A 479-nucleotide genomic window follows, 5' to 3' on the forward strand; every position below is an offset into this window, starting at 1 on the left:
CCCGTAATTAGGCGCTTAGCGCACAATGGTTCATTTTTAAACGAATCATAAAGCACTGATGGTAGTGTTCAGAATTCTGTGTCACTTCTTTAATCTACACACCAAAGAGGTGATACATGACCAAACCCACATTCGACATTGATGCTGCTCTCAAGGCCCTACAGGAAGGCAAAGACCTGACCGGCAAGGACGGCATTCTCACGCCGCTGATCAAGCAGCTCACAGAAGCCGCGATGCAAGCCGAGCTGGACAATCATCTTACAGAAGAGACCGCGCCGAACCGCAAGAATGGCACGACCAGTAAGACCATGAAAGGCCCCGCCGGCAGCTTTGAACTTAAAACGCCCCGAGACCGCAGCGGTACCTTCGAACCCCAGCTTATAAAGAAACACCAGACGCATCTGACCGATGAGTTGGAGCGCAAGATCATTGCCCTGTTTGCCCTCGGCAACAGCTACCAGGACATCCGCGCCCACATT

1 protein-coding gene is annotated in these 479 nt (G+C 52.0%); it reads left to right on the forward strand.

The genetic code is table 11. From position 1 onward, the window contains the following. Positions 1 to 116 precede the first annotated feature (116 nt). On the forward strand, positions 117 to 479 hold a 363-nt coding region (locus tag F8C76_RS19170), incomplete at its 3' end, for a transposase (protein ID WP_211372182.1).

It is taken from the genome of Flagellimonas olearia, assembly GCF_009184425.1.
Lineage (GTDB): Bacteria > Bacteroidota > Bacteroidia > Flavobacteriales > Flavobacteriaceae > Flagellimonas > Flagellimonas olearia.